This is a genomic window from Moorena sp. SIO4A1 (assembly GCF_010672065.1).
Taxonomy (GTDB): domain Bacteria; phylum Cyanobacteriota; class Cyanobacteriia; order Cyanobacteriales; family Coleofasciculaceae; genus Moorena.
Map to the genome: position 1 here is coordinate 93,338 of NZ_JAAHHX010000026.1, position 24,669 is coordinate 118,006.

A 24,669-nucleotide genomic window follows, 5' to 3' on the forward strand; every position below is an offset into this window, starting at 1 on the left:
GACATTGATATAAAATTGATCATTAACAACTTTAAAATTACCAATGACTAATGAAAGACCAAACTGGGATGAATACTTTTTAATGATGGCTAAGCTAGCAGCTACTCGCTCAACCTGTTTAGCCTTTCCTGTAGGAGCAGTGATTGTTAAAAACAATCAGATTTTAGCAACAGGTTACAATGGTCCCCCATCTGGCTCAAGTCATTGCACAGCTCAGGGATACTGCTATGCTGGACTAAGTAGCTGCGATGCGTCTCGTACCATGCCATCCCGAGCTGTTCATGCTGAAGCGAATGCGATCGCGTTTGCAGCTAAACATGGTATTGCCACTGCTGGAGCGACTATTTATGTCACCCTAGAACCTTGTGTATCGTGCTTGAAGTTAATCATTTCAGCTGGCATAAAGAAAGTTTTTTATGAGACTATCTTCAATAGTGGAGAGAAAGCTCTAGTTAGAGATCATTTTCTGAACGACGGCTTAGTTAGCCTAACCCAAATCCAGTTAAGTGAAGAAACAGCTAAACGAGCAGCTTCATTTCTCCTCAATCCAACATCTGTTACTAAATTGTCGGACAAAATTATTGAAAACAATTACACAATTATTAACGGTGACTAGCTCGATAATATAGCTCAATAATATTGTGATAATTTTTGTTCCCTACTCCCTACTCCCTACTCCCTACTCCCTACTCCCTACTCCCTTTGCTACATAACTTATGTCTTGGCAGCGTCCTGATCACCGACAAGCGGATCAACTACGTCCCATTTTGTTTGAGCGAGAGTTTACCCGCTATGCTCTTGGTTCCGTTTTAGCTCACTGTGGTGAGACCAAAGTACTTTGTACCGTGACGGTTCAGGAGGAAGTCCCCCGATTTCTCAAGGATACTGGCAGCGGCTGGCTAACCGCTGAGTATAGGATGTTACCAGGAGCAACACCGGAACGCCAAAGACGGGAACTTCTCAAGCTTTCCGGTCGAACTCAGGAAATTCAGCGGTTAATCGGACGTAGTTTACGGGCTGCTGTTGATCTCAAAGCCTTGGGCGAGAGGACCATTACGGTAGATGCGGATGTTTTACAGGCGGATGCAGGTACCCGCACTACCTCCATTACTGGGGGATATGTTGCTCTTGCGGATGCTGTGGATAAACTGGTTAAAACGGGAGTACTAGAGCGATCGCCTTTAATTCACCAAGTTGCTGCTGTCTCCGTCGGTTTATTGGAAGGTGAGCCCTTTTTAGACCTCAACTATCTCGAAGATGTGGCGGCTGATGTGGATTTTAATGTAGTGATGAACGACCAAATGGGTATTATTGAGGTTCAGGGAACAGCGGAGTCAGGGGCTTATACTCGCCATCAACTCAATCAGTTGATGGACCTAGCAGAAAAAGGTATTAAGGAGTTATTAGAAGCACAGCGCTAGCAGAAACATAGTGCTGAGTAATGAGTAGGAACTCCTGCAACCTAGCTATTAATTTCCGGAAAATTCCGGAAATTACGGGGATTTGACCAGGTGTTAAGTTTCTGAAGCTGATGATTCACTAATCACTGGTGACAAGTAAGCCACAATCGCACCGAGAAGAAAACCAATAATATTGCGCAATAGTGGCAAGTAATCAGATGTCCGTGTCACCACAGGTCCAATACCGAAGGCAATAAACAGGATACCCCAAAGTGGCGACAAAATCAAAGCCCATTGCCAAGCGAAAACCTGTTCCCGTTTGCGGGGGATAGCCGCAAATCCAAAAATCACTCCTCCGAGAGTAGAAGTAATTAGGGTCAGAATCCACTGTTCCCGTGGTAGTCCAGGTACCACCCGACATCCACCTTGGCGCAGGCATTGCTTGACCGTATCTAGGGATTCGATAATGGATTGGTTTTCGCCATTATCCCGTACAAAGTAGAGATTACCAAATCGGGTTTGCAACTCTACCCAAAATGTCCGAGGAAGGAATTCATAGAGGGCATCACCCACGTTAAACCCTAGAATATTACCCCCTCGGGCGTCAGCAATCAGTAACACACTTTTGTCGTTAAGTCCCCAAAACTCTTTGACTGCCCGACCAGGGGTGCGGTCATATTGGGTCAAAACTCGGAGTTTCCAGCCAGTTTCCTCCTCAAAGCTTTCTAAATCTTCGACTAGTTTCTGCTCTTGAAGCTCTGGAATAAAGTTCGCTAAATCAATGACTGGTGTTTGAACCTCGGGCAGTAACTCAGGATTGTCGTAAGCCTTTGCCTCAGGAGCAATCGCCCACATAGAACAAGCTAGGAACAGTGCTGCTAAGGATACTAAAATTCGTTTTGGAAACAGATACTGCATAGTTATTTTCAACCGGCAATGGACAGTATGCTTATCTTTTAGATAAATAATCAAGTAAAACTAAGCATTTCTTTACACTTGTTTACTTTATTCTAATCTTGGTTGCGATCGCAAAATGTTCGATCGCTTTTAGCGGAAGCTTCGCTTCATCGCGTAGCGTGACCTACGGTCAATCTTGTACAGTACAGGGATGATTGACAGGGGTAAGTTTCTGACATCAGGGTCAAACAGGGAGTGTGGGAGGTGTGGGAGGTGTGGGAGGAGAAGGGAGTGTAGGTTGGTTACATGTTGAATTGCCAGAACTATCTCCAGTTAGCGGCTGGATTCCATCAGGTGGTGATCAAAAATAAACCTGTAGAATTAGAATCAGAATTAGGGGTTAAATTAAACAGTATTGTAAAGGATAAAATAGCCACGTAATGCAGTAATTACTTAAAATTGAGAGCGATATTATTTTTACGATTGACCATAGGCCAATCTACGCGAAGGTTTATAATAAGGTAAAAGCATTAGCAATTAAAAATAAAATTTAAATTCCTAATTAACCTAATTAACCTAATTAACAATTCCCAAAGGATAATGGTAGAAACAATCGTAGCCCAAGATATTTCTCTGCCTCAATTGAAGGAAAAATTTGGACTAGAGCCCAATACAGAAGAGCAATTATTTCCAGAATGGCAAGAGGATTTACCGGAACTAAATGAGCTAGAAAAACAATGGCTAGATCGAGTCAAGGATGACTATCTTCACTTATCTGAGTATCCCATGGTAGAACCGATTGTCAAAATGGTGGTGCTATCCCCATTGTTGAGAATTGCTGATTTTTATCGCCCACCCTTCTATATTATTGCTGAAAAGGATGTACAAATTTCATCGGAAGATCAGGAAACGATTGTCAGGGGACGAATTGATATTTTGATTTGCCAACCTCAGTTTTGGATAGTGGTGATTGAAGCGAAACGAGCAGAATACTCTTTAAAGGTAGGGATACCACAAGCTCTAGCTTATATGTTGGCTAATCCTGAGCTACAAAAGCCTGCTTTCGGATTTGTCACGAATGGCGGTGAATTTATTTTTATAAAACTGATTCGACAAGATAAACTGCAATATGCTTTTTCTAATCAGTTCTCTCTGCTGAATCGTGGCAATGATCTATATACTGTCGCGAGAATATTAAAACACTTAGGTCAGTTAGTACGTCAATGACTGACAGCTGATAACTGTCAGCTCTGAGATAAACAAGGAAGTATAGCGCTTTAACATCAGATGTGAAAACGCTATAGTAACCATTGAAGAATTTTTAATTTTTAATTGCGCCCAGCGGTACTAGGTGGTGGAGATTTTTAATTTCTCTTGCCCAGCTTCCACATTTGTACAAGATGCGCGGATTTTTGCTACCAGGGTTCCGGATTAGAAGCCGTCCGCTAGACCTACTTCGCTTTTTATGTGTGCCCTTTACCGCTAACATCAATAATAGCTTAAAGCCGTCCTAAAAGGACGGGGCTTTAAACCCAAATTTTTTTGGTCATAGTATGCTGGCTAAGCATGGTTTTAATGCCAGACTTAAAAGGATTATAGTAAGGCATCAAAATGAGATACAACAAGAGATACTGAAATGCGATTCGGGCAAAGCCCGACGCTGCGCGAACGCATAAGTCTGTAAAGCTATTACCGATAGCACTTCAGTATTTATTCATGTCTCCTTTTCTCCATGTATATATACGCCATTTTGATCAAGCCACTTGTCAATTAATTCATTGACAACATCGCTCATGTCCCTGTCTTGCATAACACAAGCTGCTTTAAAGTTCTTTTTTTTATCTTTGGATAGATAAACCCGTATTGATTCTTCAGCCACTGTCCTACTACCAGTAAACAACTTTACTCCATTCTGGCATCAATGATTTTTTTTACAAAATTTATAAATTTATTTTCCCAGGGATGAGGTAGGATGGGGAAAGCCCGCGCGCCGACGCTTCAGAGTTCATCGGCTGGCTACTACTCGATTGTTCAACGGAGATAGCTACATTATGGCTTATCCACAAAACCTCCAGCCTTGGGCAGCGACTCCTCTAGTTCCCCCAACCCAATGGGTAATCATCGGTCGCTACCGCACTTGCTCTTATACAGAAGGATCCCGTCAGCGAATCCCTGACACCCAATTTGAACTCGTGTTTCGTTCCCATCTTCTCTAGATCAACTCAGCGCCCCCAACGCTTCCAGTGCTGACTTCTGTGCTAGGGTCAAACCCGTAACCCCTGTGATATTCATACCTTGGTAAGGTCGATCAGGAATCAGGGTTTTAATACACTGACCTGTGTGAGTAGCCCAAACTTTAATAGTCCCATCATTACTGCCACTGGTAAGCCAATAACTGCTCACCTGTTCTTGATCAGACCTACCCTGGTGATCTTGATGTTTTACAGGACTAAACCCAATCGATGACCGTACTGAATTCCTATGACCATGTAAGGTTCTCAGATAGTTACCCGTACTTGCTTGCCAAAGCCTAATGGTTTGATCTAAGCTACCACTGGCAATCAACTCACCATCAGGACTAAAGGCGACAGACCAGACGCCTTTACTATGGCCTCGTAAAATCTTGACACATTCCCCAGTCCTAACATCCCAAACCCGAACAGTTTGGTCTCCACTGCTACTAACTAGGGTTTTGCCATCAGGACTAAACGCTACCGACTGTACTCGACTAGTGTGACCCTGTAAAACCTTGAGACATTCACTACTGCTGACATTCCATAAGCGTATGGTTTCGTCTTCACTACCACTGGCTAGGGTTTGACCGTCTCGACTGAAGGTAACAGACCAAATCCAACTGGTGTGACCCCGTAATATCTTAAAACATTCACCAGTATTGACATCCCATAACCGGATGGTTTTGTCATCACCACTACTGGCAAGAATCTCACCAAGAGGACTAAAGCTAACGGATTGCACCCAATAGGAGTGACCGCGCAATACTTTCAGGCATTGACCTGTTCTCACTGACCACAAGTGTATGGTTTGGTCAGCGCTGCTGCTAGCGAGAATTTCACCATTGGGATGAAATGCCACAGAAGTCACCCAACCGGTGTGTCCCTCCAGTCTCTTTAAACAGCTATCACTACTGACATCCCACAACCTGACCATTTTGTCAGTACTGGCACTGGCTAATTGTTGACCATTGGGACTGAATACTGCTGAAAATACAGAATTAGTATATCCTTGTAGAATTTTAAGACATCGACCTGTGTTGCTATTCCATAGACGTACGGTTTGGTCACTGCTGCCACTAGCTACGGTGCGACCATCCCGATTAAATGCCACTGAAAATATAGAATTGGTGTGTCCTTGTAGGTAGTTCAGGCATTCACCACTGCTGACATTCCACAGTCTCACCGTCTGGTCATCACTGCCACTGACTAGGGTTTGCCCATCTGCACTAAACATCACCGACCTTACTCTATCGCTATGGTTAGTTAAGGTGTTGAGACATTCACCTGTGCATCGGTCCCACAATTTAATGGTAAAGTCAGCACTTGCACTGGCTAAGATAGCACCATCGGGACTAAAATTAACAGACCAAATCCGATTAGTATGACCATGACAGATCTGGCGACATTCACCAGTACTAAGATCCCACAGTCTCATTGTCTGGTCATCACTACCACTGGCTAAGGTTTTACCATCTGCACTAAAGGCCACCGCAAGGACTTGACCGGTGTGTCCCTGACATACCTGACGGCATTCACCAGTGTTTACATCCCAAAGCCTTACTGTTGATTCATCACTACCACTGGCTAGGGTTTTACCATCCCTACTGAATGCTACTGACCAAATAGAACTGGTATGGCCTTCTAAAGTTTTAATACACTGACCTGTGCTGACATTCCATAGTTTAATAGTTTTGTCACTACTGCAACTGGCTAGGGTATTACCATCAGGACTAAAGACAACAGACCAAACCCAACCAGTATGACCTTTGCAAATTAAAATTGGCTTACCATTCTCGACTTGCCATAAACGCAACTGACCTTCCACATCTCCAGTAGCTAAAAGCTTACCATCAGGACTAAACGCTACCCCAAATACTACTCCTAAGGTTTTAGTAAACACTGACTTAGATAAATCGGAGTGAGCGAAATTGACATCTTGTAAATCCACCCCTTGTAGATAAGCTTGCCAAATGGTAACTCTTGAAAAATCATAGCCTTTTAAACAGATTTGCTGTTGACAAAGGAGATTAATAATATTTCCACCAGCGTAGCCAATGGCTAAGGCAGGTTTGCCTCTAAGAGTGTCGAGAATCTGATTTAGATGGGTTTCTAGGTTAGCTTTACCAGTTAAAGCAATCTGTAGACGCTCTACAATGGGTTTGATAATTAGACGAATTTGAGTATTTCTAAGATAATCTTTGGTCTGAGCTTTGAGGATAGCATGAGTTCTAAATAGGTAATTTTCCCAGTTATTAGTGTTATTAATGGCGCTTACCCCAGCAATAATGTCTTCACAAATTTGCTCAACCAAGCGTTCAGTTACGTATTCCATCACCACCGGTTGTAGGGAAAACAGAGACGCTTTTCTTTCCACAAGCGATCGCTGTTCTAAGGATTCCAAGGTGTCGATCAGTTGTTGGGGTGGGACAGGAGGGAATATATCATCTCGTAAGTCAGCAAATGAGGCTTCTTCTCGATTGATGGCGAGCCAAAAAATTACTGTTCGTTCTGGATCGCTTAATCGGGCAAAATGCTGATCTAAAAGATTTTTAAAATTACCGAATATTATCGCATCTTGATTTAAAAATTCTGCAATATTACCCGCGAATAATTTATGAATTGTTGTGGCCACAATTTTTAGAGCTAAGGGATTACCAGAATACCCTGTAATTAACTGATTCCATTCCCTTTCTTCACCTTTAAAAGACCCGATTATATTAAAAATTTCTTGTCCTTCAGCGGTTGTTAAGCCACTTATTTGTAGGGAGCGAACAGGTAGAACTTCTGCTTCTAGCAGTCCAATTTCTTGAGGCTTCTCCCGAGAGGTTAGTACTAAGCAGCTTTGATGGGAGGTTTCTCCCCACCGTCTCAATAGTTGACCGTATTCTTCATATCCAGCTTGATAATGTCCAGCAGCATTGCTTTGAGCTCCCCCTTGTAAAATTGTCTCCATATTGTCGAGAACTAGCAAACAGCGGTGGGAGCGTAAATAATTCAGCAGTCGGGAAATTTTATCGTCTGTGGTATCTGGTAAATCAATGTCTTGCTGATTGGATAGAAATCTCAGCAACTGAGTCAAAATCTCTGATAGGTCAGGAGCATTACGTAGGGAGCGCCAAATAACAAACTCAAACTGGTTTTGGAGTTGTTGGGCAAGCTTGATGGAGAGGGAGGTTTTGCCCATGCCGCCCATACCTAACAAGGCCACTAGCCGACAGTGTTCGCTCAGAATCCATTGCTGCAACTGGGCTAGTTCTGATTGTCTTCCATAAAAGAAACGAACATCAACGGCTTCTGACCAATCTTGACGTGGTTTTGCGTTCCTGTAGCGTGGCCTTAGGCCAATCCCATCTGTTTCCTGTCGAGTTACTGGTTGGTTCGAGGGGATCGTTTCCTGTTCACTGCGCCACCTTCGTTCGATTGCTGAGCGAAAGTTCTTTTTACTGACTCTTTCCCCCAAAGCCTCTGAGAGAAGTTTCCACAGCTTGGGACCGACATCATGTTTGAGGTAAGTCGGGGCATAGCCATAGGTATCTGCAATAGTATCATAACTCTGACGCTTCCAAGACCAAGATGCCTCAATTAAGGCTTGCTGTAAATCAGTGAGATGATTCCCCGATTTGGCAAACACTAAGGCATTGGCGAATTCCAGAGCGTCTTCAAGGTTCATATACAGTTTTGATTATAGTTTATTCTGCTATAATAGAATATTGTGATTTACTAACAGTTAAGGTCGTAGGTGTTAGGTTTTATGGATCAGGGGGTGACACAATAGCCGAAAAAGCTTATTTGGTAGAGAGTGCAGCAATTTAGGGTAAAAAAAAATCGGTCTAGTTACCTCAATCAGACCAATCCACATTACAATGTTACCTGAATTTTAGCTGACTCCGCGAGAAGCCCCACATCTCAATGCTACGCCATGAGTGTTTAAAGTTACCGTAAGGATAGGGTCGCCTTTATGGTTAGTCGGTTATGGGTAAAACAGGTGTGACCCGTGGCGAATTAAATTCGCCGTAGGCGAACGGAAAACTTTGCCGATTTTGGCGACCCTATCTATCGGTTTCGTCTCCAGGGATGAATCGCGGACAGGGTCTTTGGGATTCGGCTTTCGCCGACGCGGGGCGCGTTCGGGGAAACGAGCTATCAAGCTTCTGAGCAACTCGGAGGAAGTCATCCCTCTACGATTGACCGTAGGTCACGCGGGGCGCGTTCGGCCTCCTGTTTAAGTTGTCGCTTTTCAAAGTCAGTCAACCTAATCATCACTGTTTTATCTTTCATTTTGCCTTGACACCTGTTATTACACCTGTTACTATGATAGGTCAAGAAACAGGAGGTTCATTTTCCCTATTCCTTGTTCCATTTACTATCAATCCAAGCTATACAGAAGCTGTCGAATTTTGAGCTGTTGCTGCTCTTCCATTGATTGTGGGAAACTTAACTCGATCGCAATCGAATTAACAGATCCGCTATCAACTGGCTCTATAGTTTGCACCTTAGCCAAAAAACTAATATCTTTTAAGTTATTAGATTCTTGAGTTACCAGTAAACTGACGATGGGTTTAGTGTCCTGCATGATATCGAGATTGCTAATCTGCCTGCCATCTAATTCCAACCGTAAATCATGAGTTCCAATTTCCGTGATTGTCGCGCTAACGGAATAGTTTTTCCAGTAATCCCAATATAATTGCACCGCCGTTTGAATCTTTTGACGTACCTTCGTCTCTTTAGCTGGTCGGAATTCACGGAAGACTCGTCTGATACTCGTAGCAATAAACTTAAGGGATTCCAGAGGATGGTCTGTCTCAGATCGTCTCTGGGAATACCACTCATTGACATCAGAATAAATAACTAACACCAGATCATCTTGCTGAGTACGGGTGAGATTAATAAAATCAACATATAGCCTCACCTGCTCCCCCATGGCAACTTCTCGCATCACCCGCCCTCGGACCAAGCACTTGTGTCCGTAGTCTCCTTCGAGTTCCACTCTGATTTCATCAGGGATGTTGGGTCTGGTATTCAGCAGAATTTGGACGCCACTTTCACTAATATTAACGGTTTCACCTCTCCAACTGTGGTGTGGAGTATGAATCACAGCCTTTAACTTCCTTGGCATCCGGTGGGAACGACGGAGTTGGGGTTGCTCGAAAGCAACTAGACAAGCAGCCATCAGCAGGATTAAGTTAAAGATAGACCAAAACACATTAACAATCACCGCTTGGCTATCCTCCGGTCTTAACCATAGCCACAGGGGTACAGTTAACAAGGCAGCAGTAGCCACTACTGTCACTAACACCAGGTACTTGACCGAATCAAAATCAAAGCTGCGCTTGGTAACATTCATCCCTTTATCGGTAACATTGAAAGACCCTAACTTAGGATTAATCAGAGCTAAGAGGGTAACAATTCCCGCCTGGAATGACAGGGCAAATTCAAAAATCTCGTTCCAGAAGGAGAAACGGACGTGCTTGTAGGGAATGTGGTTGGTCTGCATCGATAAAATAACGTGAGGCAGAGCATAGCACAAGGTTTCAAAACCCAGACCCTTAACCGAATTGATGCCAAATAATAAGAATAGAGTGGGTGCGATCGCATACATCAATCGCGGGAAGCCGAAGAAAAAGTGGGCTGTGGCACTCGTGTAGCACAACCGTTGGGGTAGGCTCAACCTCACCTTCCGGTTGAACAAGGGATTTTCCAGGCGCAGAATCTGAGCCATTCCCCTAGCCCAACGTACCTGTTGACCGATATAGGCCGAAAATTTCTCTGGCGCTAAACCTGCCACCATAATCTTGTCGTAATAGACCGACTCGTAACCCAATGAGTGGAGACGGAACGCAGTATGGCAGTCTTCGGTAACTGTTTCGGTAGCAATACCTCCGATTTCCAGCACGTGCTTTTTCCGAATCACAGCCGCAGACCCACAAAAGAAAGCTGCATTCCAGAAATCATTGCCCTTTTGCAGCACTTTATAAAACAGTTCATTACCCACAGGTATTCTGCCTTCTGTGAGCAGATTACGCTCAAAGGGGTCTGGGTTATAAAACCAGTGGGGTGTTTGGACAAAGGAAACCTTAGGGTTAAAAAAGAAGCCAACAGTTTCCTTCAATAACCTTTTAGCGGGAATGTGGTCACAATCGAGAATAAGGACTAAATCTCCTTTGGTATTGTGAAAAGCCGTATTGATATTGCCAGCTTTAGCATGATCATTGTTATTCCTAGTCAGTAGTTCGCAGCCTAGCTCCTCGCACATTTGGCGCAACTTTTCCCTACGCTCTGGATACTTTCTGCCATCATCAAGGACATAAACCGATTTTTTATCAGCCGGATAGTCAATGGCTACAGCCCCTAAGGTTGTTTTGCGGACAATTTCGATATCTTCGTTATAGGTAGGAATGTAAATATCAACCCTAAACCACTCCTCTTGGGGAATATTTTCTAAACTAACCGCTTGACGTTCTTTGATTTTTAAGGTTTGAAAGTACGCCAAAAATAAGGTGGCGATCGCATAGAATTCTGCTCCATACAACAGCAAGCAAAAAACGATATTCAGCCACCCTTCAAAATTAAGGGTATATCGAGTGCGGTAATAAAAATAGCGTAGGCTAGTAAAAACGCTAAGTAAAACCAACAATAAGTGGAGATATTCACTGGTTTTACGATTGGGTTTATCTTCCTCCATCTGAATAATCACCCGTCCCAGCAGTAACACAATTAAAGCAAGCAACCCTTGTTGCCAAATTGGTGGGCGAGCAGTAATTAGAGGAATGAATAGCAATAGTAAAGATCCAATTAGCAACAGCAATTGACGACGACTTAGCCACTGTAAAATCTGGTCAAATATATAGGGGAAGTCTTCCACTACCCAGACTGTTAGTTTCTCTCGCTGTTGGGGTGTGGTCACCAAGCCTTTTTGACCCGGTTTTGACCTAATCTTTAAAAATGGAATAGTCATTAATTTCTATCCCTAGCCATTTTTTGTAGATAAAACTGAATAACACCGTAACTAATCATGGTAGCAGCTATAATAGCTGGAGCTAACATCAACCAACTTCTTATTATGAAGTTAAAAATTTGCTGAGTCAACTCAGGTTTTTCCAGTTGACGCTTTCGCTTTTCCTGGAAAAACTCCATATTATAAGAATTTTGTTCATAAATATTGGGATTTTCAGAGTTAGCACTAATCAGTACTGTGTCTCCCTTGATTTGATAGAAGAGTGGGTCTTGGTTTAATAAATATTGGACTTTATCTAAGCCTTTTTCGGTTTGAGCAATTAGAGCAAGCAGCACCCGTTCTTTATTCCATGGTGAGATAATTTCTTTGATCACCCCATCATGATCAGACCAGGTTTTAATCTGACTATCACTGCGCTGCCGTGTCAATAAATCTTTTAATTTCAAGCCACTAGAGGATAAAATTTCGGGAAAAGGAAATTTCTCTTGAGTACCAATTCCTACCAGATGATGGTCACTGCGTTCCTCAGTGGGTAAAGAATCTTTGGTGTAAACTGATAACTGGATTGATTCCGCTTTGCTTAACCGTCCCAATCTGTTAGTGAACTTTAGTAATGTCATCAGTACACTAGTTGAGGGGTCTTTTGGTAGCACAATAACGGTATTGGATAAATCCTGAGGAGCAGCAAAGGGATAACCCGTTTTCAGCAACCCCAAATCTGGCACTTTGGCAACACTGGTGCGCTGGAGTTGAAAATTTGTATCACTGTGCAAGGTACCCCAAAGCTGTTGGTCAGTTACTTTGCTACAGGAGCGGCGTTCCCGAGCATCAAGACGAAAATCGACCTGGATTTTAGAATAGGGGGTAATTTTGTCATTAGGCAGGGCAATCCTCAGGGATTCTCTAGTTCCACCATCGATGGAAGTTAGCTTTTTGCCGATCAGGGCAATGCCATCTAGCTTGACTTCCACTACTGAGGTTTTGGGATTAATTTGGGGGCTGTAGCTATAAATTAGGTTCATATAGTTATCCCCCTCAAACTTATCATCCGGCAATGCCCGGAAGTTAATCGTAATGGGTGGGGAATCAGAACCCCTGACTGTGATATCCTCAATCGGCTGATTGTAGGGAGTTTTGAGGTCGCTGACCTTGAATGTGGGTTCTAGAGGTAAATAGTCTGGCCAATCACGGGGTGCAGGGGTTGGCACTTCGTCGAGCTTTTCAACTAAGATCACTTGACTGGTACCAATTTGACGGTCTTGGGATTGCACTAAAAACTGTACTGCTTTCGCCACTCCTTCTGGCCCATTACCTGTTGCTACCAATACTGCGGCTTGATTGCCAGGAGTGCTGGTTAACATTAAGACCCCGACATCGGGTGGTAAGGCTTTTTCCTTAGCATCGATAATCTGATTGTTTGCTACAGGAAGGGGTAGTTTCAGGGATTTGAGTTCTGGCTGTTGTTCTGGTGTGCCGATGATTACCAACCGATTACCAGAAAAGCGATTAATCCCCGTTCCACTGGCCTCTTTGACAGATTTCACTAAGGAAGTCTTCAGGGGACGATAATCCGCTAGCCTACCTAAGGAAGCTTGGAAACGAGCAGTGCTAGTTAACCAATTATCATTAATCTCCTTGGGCAACAGATAAGTAATTTGATTTGGTTCTAGGCTCAGGTCATCAAAGATCGGGTAAGGATAGCGATTGAAGTCTAGAGAAACCGGTTGGGGTTCAAAATCAAAGACTATTTTTGAATCCGGCAGAATTTCTGTCCATAGGGAAGGATCATAGGGGTCTTGAGTACAGGTAGGAGAGTTATTCTGTAGCGCCGCAATTGTGATTTGGTTGTAGTTACGGAGTTGGTCCATAGGAATATTAAAGAGCACATTCCCAATTTCCCCCTCCTGGCGGTTGAGAGGAATACTGCCAACGCTAACACCATTAATTAGAACGGTAAGATTAGAGCGAGTGGCATAGAGGGCTGGAGAATGGCGAAAGCGAATCAAGGCTTTGACAGATTTGAGTTGCCAATCTCGGGGACGAGTAAACCCTAGCCGCGCCTCGTCATAGATGCCTCTTAAACTAAGACGAGACCCTACTACTGGGCTGCGATTGAATTCTAGGATGTACTGACCAGCAGGAGGAGCATCGATCTCAGGAGCTTTAGTTGGTGGGGAAGGTAAAGCAAAGGTCGGTTGAGATTTTTCCTTGAGTTCCTCGATGGTACTCTCCCGTAGGGTTTTGTTGGAATCGGTGGTACTGCCATCACTTTGGGCATACACTAAACCTGTGCTTAACCCAATGGAAATACTACAGCTGAGGAATAATAGCAGGACTAAAGAATATCTTTGGAACGAATGCCGACGATGATCTGCTTTAGTATCACACCTCACAGAAGTAGAGGCTTGATTAGCGCTAGAGTGACCATCTGATGGCTGTGACCTAGGAGTTTTTTTGGGTAGATGGGCAAAAGTCTTGCGAAAAAAGCGTTTCATCAGCAGAAGGAAGTTTTAACTCTGATTACAAATTAAATTGCCTCATGGGATGTTTAGGTATTCATACAAGGCTAGCGCTACCTAATCCGGAGCTAGCTAGTTAGATTCCCAGCGGTTGAATAAAAATCAGATACACCCTTGACTGATGAGAATTGGGGAACGGAATCCTTCTTATCCCAACCTTTGCGATCGGGAAGCTTCCGCAGTCTTTGAGTTAAATTTACCACAGGCTTCTAGGAGATTGTGGCTACCATAAAAGTTCAGTAAAGTGGGTTGACAAATTTAATTTTATATGCATTAAGGAAAATCCCTGGATTGGTATCGGGTTTCTAAATGAATTGTAAACAGCGATTACAGTTTTTTCCATTGCCAAAAATCTCTATATAGCTCTTGCCTCTTGCCTGTGGCTTCTTGGCTCTTGCCTCTTGCCTGAGGGATTATGTTTACAACTCAAATACAAATGCGAGAATTTTTGATGCCATATTCCCGACTCCCGACTCCCGACTCCCGACTTCCTACTCCCGACTCCCGACTCCCGACTCCCGACTCCCGACTCCCGACTCCCTGTTACCTTTGCTATTGTGATCCAGATCACACCAATCGGTTGAAAAAATCACTAAGGTGGGTGAGCTAAGTCGGTGCAGTGAAATTATTGTGGACTGTAGTATATTCACATCAACTTTAAAGAAGTTTTAGATAACTGCTGGAGGAAATAGGTAATTATGAGTAGTCAACAGATTCGCTTCGCCACTATCACCGTTATTGATATCGCTCTGTTGTTTACAGCCCCCCTGTTAGTACAATTCATTTCACGGATGCCCTGAAAGTGTTTCAAGGGAGCTAAGGCCGTTGGCCACGCTTTGCGAACAGACCAGGGTTAAGAAAATTTAAGGTACCTTGATAAATGAGGAAATAAGTAATTATGACTAATCAACAAATTCGCTTCGCCACTATCACTGTTATTGATATCGCTCTGTTGTTTACAGCCCCCCTGTTGGTACAATTTATTTCTCGCATGCCCTGAAGGTGTTTGAAGGGAGTAGGGAGTAGGGAGTAGGGAGTAGGGAAGAAAAATTATCAAAATTTCGACACGGATTGCTTTAAATATAATATAAAGCGCTATTTTCGATAACAATTGTTGTAAACTGAAAGTTGTTGTTAAATTCAGCAATAAAGCAGTGGCAAGAGGATCGACTTTCCAGAGGGTGCTGACAACGCTAGGGCTACCTGCATAGAGAAAACCGCTAGGCAAACCAATATATTCATCTAAACCACTAGGTAAGCTAGAATCTTCTTCTTCGTTACTGGAAAGGGTCATCCCAGTTTCACAGGCAGAAAAGCCGACAATACGACATTGATTGAGATCAAGTTTAAAAATTTTGTACAAGGTTAGGTCTGCATCTGCTAGAAGTAGGGCTGATTCTAGGGGAGATTTAGGCTCGAACTTGCCATGACAAGAAAAGTGGACACAGTGAGCAGAGTGGAGTTGCTTGATATTTTGATTTAGTTTGGCTTCGGTTGCCTCTGCTTCAGCAAGAACTATACTGTGCTTGGGGTCAAAGTATTGTCGGATTTTATCAACTTCTAGTTTCGAGCCAGGCAAGGGTTTTGCTTCAGGTCTAGTTGGGTTTTGGATAGCAAATAAGTTATTGAAGTCGGGGCGATGTTGTTGTTTTGTTAGTTTCAGTAACTGGCTACTAGGGGCATAACTTACTCCTCTTTCAAAGCGATCGATAAGTAAATTATCCTTTGATAAAGGTAAAGCATGGAGTGGAAACAGATGCAGGAAACGATGGGGCACTAGAATTAAGCGATCGCATTTACCCCCAACGTTCTCAAATACTCGATCAATCTCAGAAATAATGTTATCAATATCTAATATTGTAGCGAGTTCCGCGAGACGAGTGGATAGATTGGTTATCCATTGATTTTTTTGGTTGCGGTAGGCATTGGTATAGTCTTTATCCCACTCTTCCAACCTTTCCAGCTTTTCAGCAGAGGATGACACAACTATGGGCTGCTGACTGTGACTGGTGACAATAAAGGTAAGAATTTTATCCCTGGTAACATACCACTCAATGATAGCGGTGCCTTGATCAATCAGGCTCTGAATATCCCTAAAGGGAATAGTTTCCACGGTTTGAGTTAGACTGAAACTGGAGTCATAGTTATCATTGATTTGCTTTAGTACCTGATCTAGCTGCTGTCGCGACTGCTGTAATTCTTGCTGTAGTCGTTTCCGTGACTCCTCTAAAGATTGTCGTTGCTGTTGTTGTTTGTCATCGCTATTTCCTGATAGTTTATCAAAAACTACTTGTAACTGTTTTTCCAATGATGGAATGTTTCGACGTAGTTGATTTAACTCGGTGATTATCCCTTGGGGAACATTACCTTTTGGATAAAGGTCGCGGTTGGTGAGCAGTTGCACTAGGTCCCGGGCTTTGCTGCGCTCGACTGTTTCGATGGCTTTATCCTTCTGTTCTATATTGATATAGGCTTGCACTAGTTTGTGATAAACTTCTATAGCGTCAGCCATAATCTGTTGACGATTTTGATCATTAATTGCCCAACTGCGACTGATTTCGACTGCGGTGATTCCTTGTTGGTAGGCATCGATGGCGGTTTGCCAGTTACCTTCGCCAAAGTGAAGGTGGCCTAAGTTGCGGGAAGTTCGGAGACAGTTAATCGGATCTGCTTCTGGGGTGTAAACTTCCAATGCTCCTTGGTATGCTTCAATAGCAAGTTTCAGATTCTCTTGCTTATCACCACGAATTCTCTGGCTATAGGCATTGCCCAAGTTGTTTTGAGTCCCTGCCCAATCAATGGGGAAGTCTGATTTGGTGCAAACTGACAATGCTAGTTGGAATGCTTCAATCGATTTTTCGAGATTCTCTTGCCTACTACCACAGATTCGGCCACGATAGGCATTTCCCAGGTTGTTTTGAGTATCTGCCCAATCTTGGGGGAAGTCTGATTTGGTGCGAACTTTTAATGCTAGTCGGAATGCTTTAATAGCTCTTTCGAGATTCAATGCCCTGTGGCCACGGATTCGGTCACGGTAGGCAATGCCCAGGTTGTTTTGAGTCGTTGCCCAGTGGATGGGGAAGTCTTTTTGGGTACGAACTTTCAATGCTAGTTGAAATGCTTTAATCGCTTTTTCTAGATTGTCAGCCCTGTCGCCATGGATTATGTAAAGGTAGGCAGTACCCCGGTTGTTTTGAGTCATTGCCCAGTGGATGGGGAAGTTTTCTTTGGTGTAAACTGACAAAGCTCTTCGGAATGCTTTAATAGCTTTTTCGACATTCTCAGACCTGTCGTGGTGAATTCTTTGACAGTAGGCTATACCCAGGTTGTTTTGAGTCATTGCCCAGTGGATGGGGCAGTCTTCTTCGGTGCGAACTTCCAATGCTACTTCGTATGCTTTAATCGCTTTTTCGAGATTCAATGCCCTGTTGTCACGGATTCTGTTAATGTAGGCATTGCCCAGGTTGTTTTGAGTCCCTGCCCAACTTTCCCGGTTACTCTCACGAGTAAAGACGTTTAGTACCTGTTCGTAACCAGCAATGGCGATTTCTATATTATTAGCTTTATTCCCCAGGGGAAACTGCTGGATGAGGTCGCTGAAATACCAGATATTATTAGCAATGTCTTGTGCTAGTTCTGGTTCCACTTCTGAGAATTTAGCACTTGTCCACCTTTGCAGAATATCTATAAAGTTATCATCGAGTTTGTCTAGGTTTGCTTCCAAAAGTGGGTACACGACTTTGGGGTCGCCATTGCTGTTACCAGTTGCTTGCAATATCTGTTTAAATAATTTCAGATAGTCTTGGGATGAGGGATTAGTTGAGGTAGGGGTTTCTGATATTACGGCTAAAATATCACTCCTAAGATGGAGTAAAACATCAGCGCTATTTTGGTCGCCATTTGCTGCTAGTTGTTCTGCTACTTGTGCCATTACCTGCAATAACTCTGCATCCACTAACTCGCGGTTGCTCTCAATAATTTGGACTTCTTCACCGCTGGAACAAGTTAGCAGTTGCTTGATCAGGTTGACGTATGCTTGTAGTCTTTGTTTGTCCATTTCCTACTCCCTACTCTCTGCTCCTAGTAAGTACTTCACCCAATTAATAATTTCTTTAACTATAGCGCTTTCTAGTAAAATCTAAATTTTCGGTGTTGCTGAATCTTCAAATGAATAGAAGTAGAGTGGGCAGGATGCCCGCAGGAAAATAAGCATGAAACTGGCAAGATGCCAGTTCCACGCAAGATGCCCATTCTACAAAACTCTTAAAATCATTCCATTATTAAGCAAAGCCAAATTTTATTCCCTACTCCCTACTCCCTACTCCCTACTCCCTTTGCTATTAATAACAATAAAAAAAATTCGGTCAAGTTCTGGTTAACCCCAAGTCTTGACCGAATTCTAAAGTGTACACAAAAACGAGTACACAATAGGTCAACTCAATGAAATCAATTCTGATGACTAAAAACATTCCACCAGAGTTAGTCAGCAATTGCTCGAAAGCAACCACATTCTAAACTCCGATTTATGCTATTCCATACTACTTCATCCCACTTCATAAAACAACCTTAAATCTTGATGGTGGCCAGGGCGTCAAAGCCCTGGCAAATTCCTATCCTAGTCTAGGTAAAAATATCCGACCAAAGTGGTCATCACCTCACCAGGCTTTTCAGTGGGCTCGGGAGTGCTCCACTCATAGGGATATGCATACTTAAGGGAATACAGGGCATTAATTGTATCGCGAACCTGTTGAGGAGTTCCGATCAACAAGAGCTTGGATTTCTTAGGTTGGCGACCTTGGTTGTCTGGGGTGGGGGGAATGTTTTCAGTCATGATAATCTTTCCTCTTAAGTGCTTATATTATTAATATATAAATAAATTAATTAAAATGTCAAGGGGTTTGGGATTTTTTTTTTATTACGAAATATGGCCAATAGTAGAATGTGGAAAGTGTGGAGAGTATGGCAAAAAGTAAGAGGTAATAGTATTAAAACAAAGCTGATAATTTTCTGGTGTTGTTATCATCAGCTTTTGGGTTGTAGCGTTTCTAGGATTTATGAGGTCAAAGTCCCCCTTGATAAGGGGGACCAACGGGGGATCCCTTTCTAGGATTTATGAGGTCAAAGTCCCCCTTGATAATAGGGACTTAGGGGGATCCCTTTGTACCTCATGGCATAGAGAATTGCTATATTTGGTTTATAATGTAAACTATCAGCTATCAGCCTTCAGCTGAAGGCTTACTTAATTCGAGTTATTATTGGTAATCAAAAAATTAGCTTCCTATCTTTTATGGCAACAAAAGACAGAAAGCTGAAATAGGGATAGCATTTTTAGTTAAGATGTAAACAAGGGAACAGGGAAAAGTTGAGGGCATCATAGGATGGGATGAATGCGATTGACCTAAGGTCACGCGGGGCGCGTTCGCATTTTGACCTTGAGGCGATCCCATGGTGAGATGAACAGGATTGGCCTAAGGCCACGCTACGCGAATGCAATAAAAATCTCCTCATCTCCCCATCTCCCCATCTCCCCATCTCCCCACACTCTCTTCTCGAGGGGAATCATGAAATAGTCGTAATTGCCCGACCAATATTAATTTGCAGGCCATAGCAACCCACTGGGCAAAAGCAGCTTCAGGATGAGCAGCTTAAACTCTTCAATAGTCAAGTCTTTAACTTGCATGGTCTTTCCCATCACATAGTTACTCTATATTATAGCATTTTTTAGAGGAGATTGTCTTTCAGCAGTTTCTGGAATTGGACACAATTGGCTACCCAAAGTAAGCCGGTGTTTTTAATCCCTGCACTGCCTAACTTTTTCTGCACCGTAGGGACTCACCATCCCAAGGGATTTTCTAAGAGATCCGTGCCGACGTAAACTGAGTCGTTAGCGCTGCATCTGTTAACTATAAGTATGATCAACGCTATAAATCGGCTTTAATGGATTTACCAAACTAGTAAATTAACGTTGCACACTATTGAATTTATACTAATTATTTGATAATGTAATTTGTAAATTACTGTTTGTTTTACCCTTTAACTGAAGTTAATTAAACCCTACATAAACAACTGTAAAAAAAAACAATTAGTTTTTTTCTAAAAAACCTAATTTGACCTAAAATTTAAATTATAACAAAAATTAAATAAAGCAATTTGTGTGATTTTTGATAAAGTAATTATAAGAGCCGACATAAATCAACTAAATTACCTAAACTCTCAACCGTACACTGTCAACGGTCAACAAATAGCAACTGAATCGAATCTATGAATAGCCCTTTCCTCAATCACCTCCATAGCCCAAAGCGCCCGGTTATCGTATTTGATGGGGCAACTGGAACATCTCTCCAAACCCAAAACCTTACCGCTGAAGACTTTGGTGGACCTGAGTACGAGGGATGTAATGAGTACCTTGTCCATACTAAACCAGAAGCAGTGGAAAAGGTGCATCGGGGCTTCCTGGAGGTGGGAGCAGATGTGATTGAAACGGATACCTTTGGGGGTACCTCGATTGTACTGGCAGAATATGATCTAGCTGACCAAGCCTATTACCTAAATAAAGCTGCTGCGGAACTAGGGAAACGGATGGCAGCGGAATACTCTACTCCAGAAAAACCTAGGTTTGTGGCAGGGTCCATGGGTCCTGGTACTAAACTCCCTACCCTGGGACATATTGATTTTGATACCTTGAAGAACGCCTATGTGGAACAAGCCTTAGGGTTGTATGATGGCGGTTCTGATTTGCTGATTGTGGAAACCTGTCAGGATGTGCTGCAAATTAAGGCAGCGCTGAATGCCATAGAAGAGGTATTTGAAAAAAAAGGGGCAAGACTCCCACTGATGGTATCGATCACTATGGAAGTGATGGGTACTATGCTGGTGGGGTCAGAAATTAATGCGGCGCTAACGATTCTAGAGCCTTACCCGATTGATATCCTTGGTCTTAACTGTGCCACTGGGCCAGAGCAAATGAAGGAACATATCAAATACTTGTCTGAGTGTTCCCCATTTGTGGTTTCTTGTATCCCTAATGCTGGATTACCGGAAAATGTCGGAGGGCATGCTCACTACAGGCTTACTCCCATGGAACTGCGGATGGCACTGATGCATTTTGTAGAGGATTTGGGAGTACAAGTTATTGGTGGCTGTTGCGGTACTAGGCCAGCTCATATTCAACAGTTAGCGGAGCTTTCCAAAACCCTGACCCCGAAGGAGCGACATCCTAAGCATGAACCGTCAGCAGCATCGATTTACAGCTCCCAACCTTATGAGCAAGATAATTCTTTCCTAATTGTTGGTGAACGCCTCAATGCTAGTGGTTCTAAAAAGTGCCGCACCATGCTCAACGCAGAAGATTGGGATGGATTGGTATCTTTGGCTAAATCCCAAATTAGGGAAGGGGCTAACGTCCTAGATGTTAACGTGGACTATGTGGGACGGGATGGAGTTCGGGATATGAACGAATTGGCCTCCCGTTTAGTCACAAATTCCACCTTACCCCTGATGCTGGACTCTACGGAATGGGAAAAGATGGAGGCTGGCTTAAAGGTAGTTGGGGGTAAGTGTATCCTGAACTCCACTAACTACGAAGATGGGGAACCTAGGTTCTATAAGGTACTGGAGTTAGCTAAAATCTATGGCGCGGGAGTGGTAATTGGTACTATCGATGAAGATGGTATGGCGCGGACAGCGGATAAGAAGTTTGAAATTGCTAAACGTGCTTATAACGATGCGATCGCATATGGTATCCCAGCTCATGAACTCTTCTTTGATACGCTAGCGCTACCAATTTCCACAGGAATTGAGGAAGACCGGGAAAACGGCAAAGGGACAATCGAATCCATTCGTCGGATTCGGGAAGAATTGCCTGGGTGTCATGTTATGCTTGGGGTTTCTAATATTTCCTTTGGACTAAACCCAGCAGCTCGAATTGTGCTTAATTCCATGTTCTTGCACGAAGCAATGCAAGCAGGGATGGATGCAGCAATTGTTAGTGCTAGTAAGATTTTGCCCTTAGCCAAGATTGAGCCAGAGCATCAAGAGGTTTGTCGAAAACTGATTTATGATCAGCGGCAGTTTGATGGGGATGTGTGTACCTATGACCCCTTGGCCGAGCTGACTACCCTGTTTGAAGGCAAAACTACAAAACGCGATCGCTCCCAGGATGAAAACCTATCGGTAGAAGAGCGGCTCAAGCGTCATATTATTGATGGGGAACGGATTGGTTTAGAAGAACAACTGGAGAAAGCCCGAGAAAAATATCCTCCCCTGGAGATTATCAATACCTTTTTGCTCGACGGTATGAAAGTGGTAGGAGAACTATTTGGTTCCGGGCAAATGCAGCTGCCGTTTGTATTACAATCTGCTCAAACCATGAAGGCAGCAGTGGCCTATTTAGAGCCATATATGGAAAAATCTGAAGCAGGGAAGAATGCTAAAGGTACCTTTGTAATTGCTACGGTGAAAGGAGATGTTCACGATATTGGCAAGAATTTAGTAGATATCATCTTGTCCAACAATGGCTACGAGGTGATTAACTTGGGGATTAAACAGCCAGTGGAAAATATTATTGATGCTTATGAAAAGCACAATGCTGACTGTATTGCCATGAGTGGGCTACTGGTGAAGTCTACCGCTTTTATGAAGGATAATCTGGCAACCTTTAATGAGCGGGGAATTACGGTACCAGTTATTCTAGGGGGTGCTGCCCTAACACCAAAATTTGTCCATAAGGACTGCCAGAATACCTACAACGGTCAGGTGGTTTATGGTAAAGATGCCTTTTCTGACCTCCATTTCATGGATAAATTAATGCCAGCAAAATCAGCTGGTAACTGGGATGATATTAAAGGCTTTATCGATGAGCTAGAGAATGGTGTAGCGGTTGAAGCTTCTTCCGAGTTGAAAGTTGACAAGTTACAGGAGAATGGTTCACAAAACAACCTGCAACCATCTAACCTTCAACCTTCAACTCCCCCTTCAACTCCCCCAGATACTAATCGTTCGGAAGGGGTAACCTTGGATATTGAGCGTCCAACACCGCCATTCTGGGGAACCAAGATACTCCAGCCAGAAGATATTTCCTTCGAGGAAGTCTTTTGGTATCTGGATTTGCAGGCGTTGATTGCTGGACAATGGCAGTTTCGGAAGCCAAAGGACCAGTCGAGGGAAGAGTATAATCAGTTTTTGAAGGAAAAGGTTGACCCAATTCTGGCGAAATGGAAGGAAAAAACTCTTGCTGAGAACTTGTTACATCCCCAGGTAGTCTATGGATATTTTCCTTGTTTAGCTGAGGGGAATTCCTTGATAATTTATGATGCCCAAGGGATGAATCCTGAAGGCGCTAAAGACTCGAAGGAATTGCAAGAGGTGGCACGATTTGAGTTTCCTCGGCAACGGTCTGGTAAGCGTTTGTGTATAGCGGATTTCTTTTTACCGAAGGAGTTGGCAGAAGCAGGTCAATTCGATGTGTTCCCAATGCAGGCGGTAACTGTAGGTGATATTGCCACAGAGTACGCTAAGAAATTATTTGATGGTGATCAATATACCGATTATTTGTATTACCACGGATTGGCGGTACAAATCGCTGAAGCCTTGGCGGAGTGGAGTCATGCTCGGATTCGTCGGGAGTTAGGGTTCGCAGATCGAGAACCCGATAGCATTCGGGATGTGTTGGCTCAGCGCTATCAGGGTTCACGGTATAGTTTTGGCTATCCCGCTTGTCCAAATCTCCAGGATCAGTACAAGCAGTTGGATTTGTTGGAATGCGATCGCATTAAGTTATACATGGATGAGAGTGAGCAATTGTATCCAGAGCAATCTACGACAGCAATTGTAGCTTATCACCCCATCGCTAGATATTTTACTGCTTGATGGCTGGCGTTGCTGATTATGGGTATGGTTTTGCCCCCCTAGCCCCCCAAGTTTGGGGGGAACAAGACTTTCAAAGTCCCCCAAACTTGGGGGATTTAGGGGGCTTGACCAAAACCAGATGATTGGACATTCATTCCTTGATTCAGCAACGCTTGATGGCTTAGGTTTTTGAAATTTGAGTAAGCTAGCAAGATTTCAGTTGATTAACACTGGAATCTTGCATCATTTTTATTAATCTTAGGGTGGGCAGTGTTCATCAAGGTGCAAAGCCCAGCTTGGTGAAGCTGTATCAAGCATTGCCCACCCTACATAAACTGGTAACAGACTCGGAACAATGTCCACCGATTGAATATTTACTCTTTATAATATATAATTATAAATTAGGTAAAACAACAAAATGAAAAGTCATCGAACGTCGATGATCATAACTTTTGGTAAAGTGGGATGAGTGGTCAAGATAAAAGTCATAGGATAGAGATAATTGTCGCTGTAATTGGCCTGGTTGGTCTACTGGGGGCAGCTGTGATCCAGAATTGGCATAATTTGTTTCCTCCGGTGATCATCAAGAGTCAAAATTTTGGCCCAGAAGAAATATATTGTAATGGCAGTGGCCAAGTATGCAGTAACCGCTTCGCAATAGACGTAACAACGCGGGGTGTCTTAAAAGTCCAGTATGTCGTCCCCCCTACTCATTGCGGCCCAATTAAAATCCATTTCTACCTTGACGGTAAGCCTGTTAGTTCTACAGGTACCCTTGGGTGGAGGGGCGCACCTGGCCAGTTCAGTAGCCTTCCCTT

16 protein-coding genes are annotated in these 24,669 nt (G+C 43.3%); 8 read left to right on the plus strand and 8 right to left on the minus strand.

Annotated elements, in window-relative coordinates; translation table 11 throughout:
* Nucleotides 1–43 precede the first annotated feature (43 nt).
* Both F6K53_RS18650 and rph read left to right on the plus strand, forming a co-directional pair.
* Entirely contained in the window at nucleotides 44–616 is a 573-nt protein-coding gene (locus F6K53_RS18650) for a dCMP deaminase family protein (protein ID WP_293028962.1), read from the plus strand.
* 100 nt (nucleotides 617–716) lie between these two features.
* A complete protein-coding gene (rph, locus tag F6K53_RS18655; RefSeq protein ID WP_293028965.1) occupies nucleotides 717–1,421 on the plus strand; it encodes a ribonuclease PH in 705 nt (234 codons plus the stop codon).
* Between the two features lie 93 nt (nucleotides 1,422–1,514).
* Here the strand turns inward: rph and F6K53_RS18660 are convergent, their stop codons facing one another.
* Nucleotides 1,515–2,318, minus strand: coding sequence for a TPM domain-containing protein (locus F6K53_RS18660; protein ID WP_293028968.1), 804 nt, complete (start codon nucleotides 2,316–2,318; stop codon nucleotides 1,515–1,517).
* Nucleotides 2,319–2,897: 579 nt separating this feature from the next.
* Here F6K53_RS18660 and F6K53_RS18665 point away from each other — a divergent pair.
* The gene (locus F6K53_RS18665; RefSeq protein ID WP_293067070.1) at nucleotides 2,898–3,524 is read left to right on the plus strand and encodes a type I restriction endonuclease; all 627 of its coding nucleotides are present in this window, start codon (nucleotides 2,898–2,900) and stop codon (nucleotides 3,522–3,524) included.
* Nucleotides 3,525–4,011: 487 nt separating this feature from the next.
* Here F6K53_RS18665 and F6K53_RS18670 read toward each other — a convergent pair whose 3' ends face one another.
* Nucleotides 4,012–4,176 carry a plasmid partition protein ParG gene (locus tag F6K53_RS18670; protein WP_198954017.1) on the minus strand — a complete coding sequence of 55 codons (165 nt, stop codon included), beginning with the start codon at nucleotides 4,174–4,176 and terminating at the stop codon, nucleotides 4,012–4,014.
* Between the two features lie 172 nt (nucleotides 4,177–4,348).
* On the opposite strand from F6K53_RS18670, the gene F6K53_RS18675 reads away from it, so the two are divergent.
* Nucleotides 4,349–4,513, plus strand: a complete 165-nt coding sequence (locus F6K53_RS18675; RefSeq protein WP_293028936.1) for a hypothetical protein — start codon at nucleotides 4,349–4,351, stop codon at nucleotides 4,511–4,513.
* 1 nt (nucleotide 4,514) lies between these two features.
* On the opposite strand, the gene F6K53_RS18680 is transcribed toward F6K53_RS18675, so the two are convergent.
* The 3 genes from F6K53_RS18680 to F6K53_RS18690 form a co-directional block, all read right to left on the minus strand.
* Nucleotides 4,515–8,201, minus strand: coding sequence for an NB-ARC domain-containing protein (locus F6K53_RS18680; protein WP_293067066.1), 3,687 nt, complete (start codon nucleotides 8,199–8,201; stop codon nucleotides 4,515–4,517).
* 696 nt (nucleotides 8,202–8,897) lie between these two features.
* Nucleotides 8,898–11,486, minus strand: a complete 2,589-nt coding sequence (gene bcsA / locus F6K53_RS18685; protein WP_293081639.1) for a UDP-forming cellulose synthase catalytic subunit — start codon at nucleotides 11,484–11,486, stop codon at nucleotides 8,898–8,900.
* Nucleotides 11,486–13,981, minus strand: coding sequence for a cellulose biosynthesis cyclic di-GMP-binding regulatory protein BcsB (locus F6K53_RS18690; protein WP_293067060.1), 2,496 nt, complete (start codon nucleotides 13,979–13,981; stop codon nucleotides 11,486–11,488). The genes bcsA and F6K53_RS18690 overlap by 1 nt, the downstream gene beginning before the upstream one ends.
* A gap of 390 nt (nucleotides 13,982–14,371) precedes the next feature.
* Between F6K53_RS18690 and F6K53_RS18695 the strand changes: the two genes are divergently transcribed.
* Nucleotides 14,372–14,566 carry a hypothetical protein gene (locus tag F6K53_RS18695; RefSeq protein ID WP_293081642.1) on the plus strand — a complete coding sequence of 65 codons (195 nt, stop codon included), beginning with the start codon at nucleotides 14,372–14,374 and terminating at the stop codon, nucleotides 14,564–14,566.
* 292 nt (nucleotides 14,567–14,858) lie between these two features.
* On the opposite strand, the gene F6K53_RS18700 is transcribed toward F6K53_RS18695, so the two are convergent.
* Nucleotides 14,859–18,062, minus strand: a complete 3,204-nt coding sequence (locus F6K53_RS18700; RefSeq protein WP_293067054.1) for a CHAT domain-containing tetratricopeptide repeat protein — start codon at nucleotides 18,060–18,062, stop codon at nucleotides 14,859–14,861.
* 154 nt (nucleotides 18,063–18,216) lie between these two features.
* On the opposite strand from F6K53_RS18700, the gene F6K53_RS18705 reads away from it, so the two are divergent.
* Nucleotides 18,217–18,384, plus strand: coding sequence for a hypothetical protein (locus F6K53_RS18705; RefSeq protein ID WP_293067051.1), 168 nt, complete (start codon nucleotides 18,217–18,219; stop codon nucleotides 18,382–18,384).
* A gap of 236 nt (nucleotides 18,385–18,620) precedes the next feature.
* Here F6K53_RS18705 and F6K53_RS18710 read toward each other — a convergent pair whose 3' ends face one another.
* Nucleotides 18,621–18,836, minus strand: coding sequence for a hypothetical protein (locus tag F6K53_RS18710; RefSeq protein ID WP_293023363.1), 216 nt, complete (start codon nucleotides 18,834–18,836; stop codon nucleotides 18,621–18,623).
* Between the two features lie 497 nt (nucleotides 18,837–19,333).
* Nucleotides 19,334–19,537, minus strand: a complete 204-nt coding sequence (locus tag F6K53_RS18715; protein WP_293067048.1) for a hypothetical protein — start codon at nucleotides 19,535–19,537, stop codon at nucleotides 19,334–19,336.
* Nucleotides 19,538–20,266: 729 nt separating this feature from the next.
* Here F6K53_RS18715 and metH point away from each other — a divergent pair.
* Nucleotides 20,267–23,872 carry a methionine synthase gene (gene metH, locus F6K53_RS18720; protein WP_293067045.1) on the plus strand — a complete coding sequence of 1,202 codons (3,606 nt, stop codon included), beginning with the start codon at nucleotides 20,267–20,269 and terminating at the stop codon, nucleotides 23,870–23,872.
* 444 nt (nucleotides 23,873–24,316) lie between these two features.
* The coding region (locus F6K53_RS18725; RefSeq protein WP_293081645.1) for a hypothetical protein at nucleotides 24,317–24,669 on the plus strand (353 nt) is incomplete at its 3' end.